The following is a 7,610-nucleotide window of genomic DNA, read 5'->3' as shown; positions in this document are numbered from 1 at the left end:
TACGACGGCACCAACCGCACGACCTCATATGCGTCGGGTCCGCTCAACACGCAGGTCTTCAGCGACCACACCACCGACTTCGACGAGCACAAGAAGTACTATTCGAACGAGATCAACCTCTCCTCGAACAGCGACGGCCCGCTGAACTGGATCCTCGGCCTCTACCAGTACAAGGAAGAGTACAAGCAGCGCATCCAGCTGGGCAGCCCGCTGCAGGCGCAACTGGCCACGCCGAGCTTCTACTACGGCTCGATCAACGGTGCGGCGGCCGCCGTCGCCAGCCTCGCGGCGGCCGGCCTGCCGTCGACCAACCCGACCCGCAACTTCGCCGACAACAACGCCGAACTGGAATCCAAGGCGTGGGCCGCGTTCGGCCAGGCGACGTACGAGTTCAACGACCAGTGGGCGCTGACCGGCGGCCTGCGCTACACCAAGGACCAGAAGGACGGCTTCGAGAGCCAGCGCCTGGTGCTGTTCAACCCGGCCGGCGCGTTCGGCCCCGCCGCGGTGGACGTCTCCAGCGACATGGACCCGACCCGTCCGGGCGTGCAGAACTTCCGCAACCTGTCTGACGAATGGAGCGCCGTCACCGGCACCCTGAACCTCGACTGGACGCCGAACGACGACACCCTGGTCTACGCCAAGTACAGCCGCGGCTATAAGTCGGGCGGCTTCCTGCTCGGCACCCTGGCCCCGAAGCCGACCGCCGACGAAGAGACGGTCAACGCTTACGAAATCGGCCTGAAGCAGACCATCGGCGGGCGCCTGATCCTCAACGCCTCGGCCTTCTACAATGACTTCGAAGGCCTGCAGCTGAACCTGTCGCAGCTGAACGCGGCCGGCACCTCGGCTTCGAACAACTTTGTCAACGTCGACGCCGAAGCCTACGGCCTGGAACTGGAAGCCATGTGGCAGCCGATCCAGCCGCTGCAGATCTCGGCCTCGTACGGCTACCTGCACACCGAGATCACCAAGGGCTGCTGCTTCTACGACCCGGCGGACCCCAGCGCTCTGAAGTCGACGGCCCGTCCGTCGGGCGGCACCGCGGTGACCAATGGCGTGCTGCTGGTCTTCCAGGACCTGGCCGGATCGAAGATCTACCAGTCGCCGGAGAACAAGTTCGCGCTGAACGCCAACTACACCTTCGACTTCGAGCCGGGCTCGCTGGTCCTCTCGGGCAGCTACACCTGGACCGACGAGACCACCTACCAGCCCTTCGACAACCCCGACTTCGCCGTGCCGGCCTACGGCACCGCCGACCTGCGGGTGCTGTGGAAGGACGCTGCCGACCGCTATTCGCTCATCGGCTACGTGAAGAACGTGACCGACGAAGAGGGCTTCACCTCGACGTCGTCGACCAACCCGACGGCGGTGTTCGCCAACCCGAACACCGGGCTGTCGGTCGGCGGTGCGACCTATCTGCGCCAGACCAGCACCGCGATCACCCGCGGCCTGATCCAGCCGCGCACCTACGGCGTCGAGCTGCAATACCGCTTCTAAAGCGCACCAACCCTGGAACGGCGAAGGGCGGCGGGATATCCCGCCGCCCTTTTGCTGTCGGGAACCCGACCCGCCCTTTTCGACATAGCGTCAATTTGCGCTAACCCTGGGTGGAATTTAACGTCTCCGCAAGCGCTTAGGCCCATGCTGAGCATAAGTTCCCTTTGGACGCTGGCGTTCATGTCCCTGCCCGAGTTCTTCTACGAGCGTGTCACGAGCGAAATCCATCAGCAGATGGAAGGCGTTCTGGCCCTTGCTGAACGCCTTGCGCGCCAACCGATGGGCGCGGACGCCCAGGCGTGCGTCGCCGGCGTCACCGAGGCCGCCCGCGCTGTGCGCCAGATCCTGGTGTCATCGTCCGATCTGAAAGCAGCCGCCTCGGACGGCTTGTCGTTCGATCTGCAGCCGCGACGAGCGGCCGAACTGGCCGACGACGTTCAGGCCCGCTGGGAAGAACGCGCCACCGACGGAGGCGTCACCCTACTGGTCTCCTATGACGGTGATCCAGACGCCCTGGTCATGGTCGACAGCGGGCGCATCAACCAGATTTTCGACGCCTTCATCGCCCAGGCCCTCGCCGGGGTTCGCCGCGGGGCGGTCGAGGCGACGCTGAAGGCGGTCACCGAAGGCGACTCCACCCAGCTGGAAGGCCGCATCCGCGGCGCGGCCGACCGGGTGATGGGCGACCGGGCGCTGGACCTGCGTGAAATCGAGGCCCTCTTCGGGCTGGAAACCGCGCTGGGCGTCGCGCTCAGCCGCAAGATCGTCGACGCCATGAACGGGCAGGTCCGCGCCGAGGCCAATGTCGGGACGGGCGAGACCCTGGTCTTCGAGGTCGCCGTACCGACCGCCCACGAAGAAATCCCGGCCGAGGAGACCCTGGGCCAGACCGCGCGCGCCGCGCACATCCTGGTGGTCGATGACAACGCCACCAATCGAATGGTCGCCGAAACCCTCTGCGAGATGTTCGACTGCACATCGGAGTCGGCGACCGACGGCGTCGAGGCGGTGGAAGCCGCCCGCACCGGCCGCTTCGACCTGATCCTGATGGACATCAAGATGCCGCGCATGGACGGCGTGACCGCCACGCGCGAGATCCGATCCCTGCCCGGCCCCGCAGGGCGCGTGCCGATCATCGCCCTGACCGCCAACGCCGATCCCGAGGACGCCGCCGGCTATCTGAAGGCGGGCATGAACGGCGTGGTCGAAAAGCCGATGAAGCCGGAGCACCTGCTGCGCACGCTGCAGGAAAACCTCGGCGGCTCGAACGACGCTGAAGCCGCGTAAGGGCTAGTCGCGCCCGCCAACTGGGGCCATCGTCGGCGCATGGCTAGCTTCTACGAACGCCGGATCCTGCCCAAGCTGCTGACCTGTGCGTGCGCTTCGCCGCCCATGATGAAGCAACGCGCCAAGATCGTGCCGCTAGCCGAAGGCAGGGTGCTGGAGTTCGGCGTCGGCATGGGCCTGAACCTGGCGCTCTACGACGCCGACAAGGTCGCCAGCGTGGCGGGGGTCGATCCGGCCGCCGAGCTGCGCGCCCAGGCCATGGCCGCGCCGCGGGATCCGCGGCTGGAAGTCACGATCGCAGACGGGACGGCCGAGGCGCTTCCGTTTGCGGACGGCGAGTTCGACACCGTGGTCTGCACGTTCACCCTTTGCTCGGTGCACACTCCAGCCGCGGCCCTGGCCCAGGCGCGCCGGGTGCTGAAGCCCGGCGGACGATTGCTCTATTGCGAGCACGGCCTGGCCCCCGACCCCGATGTCGCCAAATGGCAGCGGCGGATCGAGCCGCTGTGGAAGCGTCTGGCCGGCGGATGCCACCTGACCCGGCCGGTGACCCGCGCGATCGCGGACGCCGGCTTTCGCATCGAACGGTCGCAGACGATGTATCTGCCCGGAACCCCGCGCATCGCTGGATGGAACGAGTGGGGAGCCGCCACGCCGGAGTAAATTGTTTTGCAAGTTCATCGCGCTAGAAGCGAGATCGCATCACGGCGCCCCGTAGCCTGATCTGCCGCACGCGCCCACCAGAGGCGTCCGGAGCCTGCCCATGTCGCTTGAGTCCGCCCCGCAATACTTCCTGAACGCCGACTCCCGCGGCGGCCTCGTCGACGGCAAGCAAAGCTACACGGTGGCGCAGGCCGCCGACCAGATCATCCGCGGCGAGGCAGGCTGGTCGGGCGTGCTGGGCGCGTCGGCGACCGTGACTTACGCCTACCGCGCCAGCGCCCCTGCCACCATGCCGGACGACACCGCCGGCTTCTCGCGCTTCAACGCAGCCCAGATCGCCCAGACCGAGCTAGCCCTCCACGGTTGGAGCGACGTCGCCAACATCCGCTTCATGCGGGTCGGCGTCGGATCCGCTAACGAGGCGGCGTATTCGGACTCCGCCACCATCCTGTTCGGCAACTATGCGAGCGGCTCCGAGGGTTCCAGCGCCTTCGCCTACTATCCTGGCTCGACCGCGCCGGCCTCCCGGTCCGGCGACGTGTGGGTGAACGTCACCCTGGGGACCAACGGCAACCCGGCGATCGGCAATTACGGGGCGATGGTGCTGGTGCACGAGATCGGCCACGCCATCGGCTTGGCCCACCCGACCGAGTACGCCGACGAAGGCACGCCCACCTACGCCGCCGACGCGCTCTATTACGAAGACTCCCGGCAGTTCACGGTGATGAGCTACTTCGGCGAGCAGAACACTGGGGCCTACTTCGGCGGTCGCTACTCGGCCGCGCCGCTGCTTGACGACATCGCCGCCGTCCAACTCGAGTACGGGGCCAACATGTCGACCCGGACCGGCGACACCGTCTATGGCTTCAACGCCACCGCCGGGCGGCCCTGGTTCGACGCCATCGCCTCTGGCCAGAAGCTGATCTTCGCGGTTTGGGACGCCGGCGGCGTCGACACGTTCGACTTCTCAGGCTTTACCGCTCATCAGCTCATCGACCTGCACGAGGGTGCGTTCTCGAATGTCGGCGGCCTAGTCGGCAACGTCGCCGTCGCGATCGGCGTGACGATCGAGAACGCCGTCGGCGGCAGCGGGGCCGACACCATCAGCGGCAACGCCGCGGCCAACACCCTCAGCGGGGGGGCCGGCGACGACGATCTCTATGGCGGCGTCGGTTCCGACAGTCTGAACGGCGGCGATGGCCAGGACTTCCTGCGCGGCGAGACGGGCGACGACTACATCGTCGGCGGCGCCGAGTTCGACGACATCCATGGCAACCAGGGCGCGGACACCGCCTATGGCGGCGAGGGCGACGACTGGGTGGTCGGGGGCCAGCACAACGACCTGCTGTTCGGCGAGAACGGCGCCGACCTCGTCTATGGCAACATGGGCGACGACACGACGTACGGCGGCCTCGGCGCCGACATCATGCGCGGCGGCCAGCACAACGACATCATGTACGGCGAGGCTGGCGATGACTGGATGTCGGGCGATCGCGGCGACGACACCATTTGGGGCGGCGCCGGCGCTGACAGCTTCCACACCTGGGGCGACGCCGGCGTGGACCGTGTCATGGACTTCAGCCGCGCGGAGGGCGACCGCGTGCTCATCGGCGAGGGCGCGACCTGGACGGTGACCCAGGTCGGCGCGGACGTCGTCATATCACTGAGCGGCGGGGCCCAGATGGTGTTGGTCGGCGTGGCGGCGGCCAGCCTGACCGGCGACTGGATCGTCGCGATTTAGAGCTGGTTGTACTCGCCGCAGCGGCACTTCACGACCACGTCGCGCATTTCGGCGCGGTCGCGGCCGGTCATCACGACCTCTTCGCAGGCGCCGCAGAGGAAGGCCGAACCGGTCTCACTGTCGGAGACCACCGGGCTTTCGACCGCCTGGAGGACTTCGCGCCGACCGATGAAGAGGCTGGGGAAAACGCGAAGGGACGTCATGATCATCGGAATTGCCTCAATTTGACCCGCTGAGGGTCTACGCAACTGTGCACTTGCAAAAGTCGAGGTACCCCTATTCTGCTGCAGCGCAATGTCAGATTGATGTCGGCGCCTAGGTTTTTTGCGCCGCGTGGCGCCTGCGCCGTCCCGGCGCCTTTTCGCCGGGCTGACCGGAACCCTCGCTTTCCGCTCTCGTTTCAAGGGCTCACCCCCAGGAGAACAGGGCGCGGCGCGTCCACCGAGCGGAGAGCACCCATGACCAACGCCTATGGAACCAACGGCGAGGCCCGCGAGGCCGTGCGCGAAGCCGCCGAGACCCTCAAGGACGCCGCCGGCGACGTCCGCGCCGAAACCAAGCGCGCCGCCAAGCGCGCCCAGAAGAGCGCCGTGGCCGCATCCGGCGCCTTGGCCGAAGCGGCGACCACCTTCGCGCGGGACGCTCGCTCGGTAGTGGAAGATAACGTCGGCAAGGCCCGCCGCGAGGCCGAGATTCAATACGGCAAGCTGAAGGTGCAGGCCAAGCAGCGCGCCGAGGAAGCCGACGTGTTCGTGCATGAGCGGCCGTACGTGGCGCTTGCCGCCGCCGCGCTGGCCGGTTTCCTGATTGGCCACCTGATGAGCGCTAGCCGCTCGAACGTCGTCTATCTGCGCGACGACCGCTGACCCTGCTGGGCCGGCTGGCGCCGATCCTGCTCGCCACGTCGCAACGGACCGCGGTGAGGATCAAAGATGGACAAGGCGCCTCCGGCCTACGAACTCGACATCGCCCCCGACGGCGACGGCTGGCGCTATCGCAAGCGCTGGCGCAGCGGCTTGCGGCGTTTCTTGCCCGCCCTTTGGCACGCCACCGACGCGCACGGCCTCAAGCGTCTGCGCGAGCTGGACCAGCAGCGTCCCGTCTGATCAGGGCATGATGACCACATACTGCCGCTTGGGCGCGGGCGCCGCCGCGGCGGCCGCGTCGGCCGCGGCCTTCTCAGCCGCCGCCTTTTCCGCGGCCGGATCGACCTGCGGTCGCGGATAGACCCCGCCGCCGCCGCCGCCGCTATTCGGGAAGCTGTCGCCGTAGTCAGCCTGGGACTCGGCGAAGCCGCGCTGGGCCCAGAGCTGGATGTCGCCGGCCCGGTCCTTGAACTCCCGCGGCGAGCAGCCGGCTGCTGTCGCTGCGACTGCGGCCAGCAAGATCCACAACTTCGACACAGGCGCACCGCTTTTCATGCCGCAGATCATCGCGCACTGGCGCCCGATGGGCAACTTGAGCGTTCACGACTTAGGGCGCCTTCGCCGAATTGGCGCAGTAGCGCATGCGCGCCATTGAAAAGCCGGAGCCCGATCCCAATCTCCCATTCGACAGCGAGACACCCCTCCCCGGTTCCCCCGCCGGGTTTCGCGTCCACTGAGAAACGCCCGCGCTCGTCCCCCCGGCGCGGGCGTTGTTCGTCCAGGCCCAGGAATGCGCTATGACCCAGCCCATGAAGATCGATTTCGTCTCCGACGTCTCCTGCCCCTGGTGCATTGTCGGGCTGGGCGGCCTGGAAGAGGCCCTGCGGAACGTCGGCGACCTGGTGCAGGCGCAGATCACCTTCCACCCGTTCGAGCTCAATCCGGACATGCCGCCGGAAGGCCAGAACATCGTCGAGCATGTCGGCGAGAAGTATGGGGCGACGCCCGCGCAATCGGCAGCGAACAGAACGGCGATCCACGCCCGCGCGGCCGAGGTCGGCTTCACGATGAAGACCAACGAGCAGAGCCGGATCTACAACACCTTCGACGCGCACCGGCTGCTGCACTGGGCCGGGATCGTCGGCGGCCAGCATGCGCTGAAGCGCGCGCTGTTCGAGGCGTATTTCACGAACAACCAGAGCCCGGCCGACCATGAGGTGCTGGTCGCCGCCGCTCAGGCCGCCGGCCTGGACGCCGCCGCCGCCCGCGAGGTTCTGGAAAGCGGCCGCTACGCCGAAGAGGTCCGCGCCGCCGAGCGGCACTGGCATCAGGCCGGGATCAGCTCGGTGCCGGCGGTGATCGTCAATGATCGCTACCTGATCTCCGGCGGCCAGCCCGCCGCCGCCTTCGAGCGCGCCATCCGCACAATCGCGACTGAGGAAGCTGCCCGCGGCTGACCTGCCGTCGCGCAGACCAAGCGCGCGAATGTCGATCGGCGTCGTCGCGCGCCGCCATATGTTCCCCATTTGTTCTTGACCTTGCGGCCTTTTCGG

General features: G+C 67.5%; 9 protein-coding genes. 7 read left to right on the top strand and 2 right to left on the bottom strand.

Features of this window, described 5'->3' with window-relative positions:
• From C0481_RS15920 to C0481_RS15905, 4 genes are all read left to right on the top strand, one after another.
• Nucleotides 1–1,500, top strand: a 1,500-nt coding sequence (locus C0481_RS15920) for a TonB-dependent receptor (protein WP_293405559.1), incomplete at its 5' end; no start/stop codon positions are given.
• Between the two features lie 180 nt (nt 1,501–1,680).
• Nucleotides 1,681–2,787, top strand: coding sequence for a response regulator (locus tag C0481_RS15915; RefSeq protein WP_293405557.1), 1,107 nt, complete (start codon nt 1,681–1,683; stop codon nt 2,785–2,787).
• Between the two features lie 39 nt (nt 2,788–2,826).
• Nucleotides 2,827–3,450 carry a class I SAM-dependent methyltransferase gene (locus tag C0481_RS15910; protein ID WP_293405555.1) on the top strand — a complete coding sequence of 208 codons (624 nt, stop codon included), beginning with the start codon at nt 2,827–2,829 and terminating at the stop codon, nt 3,448–3,450.
• Nucleotides 3,451–3,550: 100 nt separating this feature from the next.
• Complete coding sequence (locus C0481_RS15905; protein ID WP_293405552.1) at nt 3,551–5,191, top strand: M10 family metallopeptidase C-terminal domain-containing protein; 1,641 nt, start codon at nt 3,551–3,553, stop codon at nt 5,189–5,191.
• On the opposite strand, the gene C0481_RS15900 is transcribed toward C0481_RS15905, so the two are convergent.
• Entirely contained in the window at nt 5,188–5,400 is a 213-nt protein-coding gene (locus C0481_RS15900; RefSeq protein WP_293405550.1) for a hypothetical protein, read from the bottom strand. The two genes, C0481_RS15905 and C0481_RS15900, sit on opposite strands and share 4 nt — an antisense overlap.
• Before the next feature lie 249 nt (nt 5,401–5,649).
• Here C0481_RS15900 and C0481_RS15895 point away from each other — a divergent pair, with 249 nt between their 5' ends.
• Both C0481_RS15895 and C0481_RS15890 read left to right on the top strand, forming a co-directional pair.
• Nucleotides 5,650–6,057 (top strand): hypothetical protein, encoded by a 408-nt coding sequence (locus tag C0481_RS15895; protein ID WP_293405548.1) that lies wholly within the window; start codon nt 5,650–5,652, stop codon nt 6,055–6,057.
• Nucleotides 6,058–6,123: 66 nt separating this feature from the next.
• Nucleotides 6,124–6,297 (top strand): hypothetical protein, encoded by a 174-nt coding sequence (locus C0481_RS15890; RefSeq protein ID WP_293405546.1) that lies wholly within the window; start codon nt 6,124–6,126, stop codon nt 6,295–6,297.
• On the opposite strand, the gene C0481_RS15885 is transcribed toward C0481_RS15890, so the two are convergent.
• On the bottom strand, nt 6,298–6,612 hold the full coding sequence (locus C0481_RS15885; RefSeq protein WP_293405544.1) for a hypothetical protein: 315 nt from the start codon (nt 6,610–6,612) through the stop codon (nt 6,298–6,300). It lies immediately after the preceding gene.
• Nucleotides 6,613–6,854: 242 nt separating this feature from the next.
• On the opposite strand from C0481_RS15885, the gene C0481_RS15880 reads away from it, so the two are divergent.
• Nucleotides 6,855–7,514 carry a DsbA family oxidoreductase gene (locus tag C0481_RS15880; RefSeq protein WP_293405542.1) on the top strand — a complete coding sequence of 220 codons (660 nt, stop codon included), beginning with the start codon at nt 6,855–6,857 and terminating at the stop codon, nt 7,512–7,514.
• Nucleotides 7,515–7,610: the final 96 nt, after the last annotated feature.

Origin of the sequence: Phenylobacterium sp., assembly GCF_013822795.1 — a bacterium.
Lineage (GTDB): Bacteria > Pseudomonadota > Alphaproteobacteria > Caulobacterales > Caulobacteraceae > Phenylobacterium.
The sequence above is the reverse complement of the archived record's forward strand: the minus strand, read 5'-3'. Positions and strand labels throughout refer to the sequence as shown.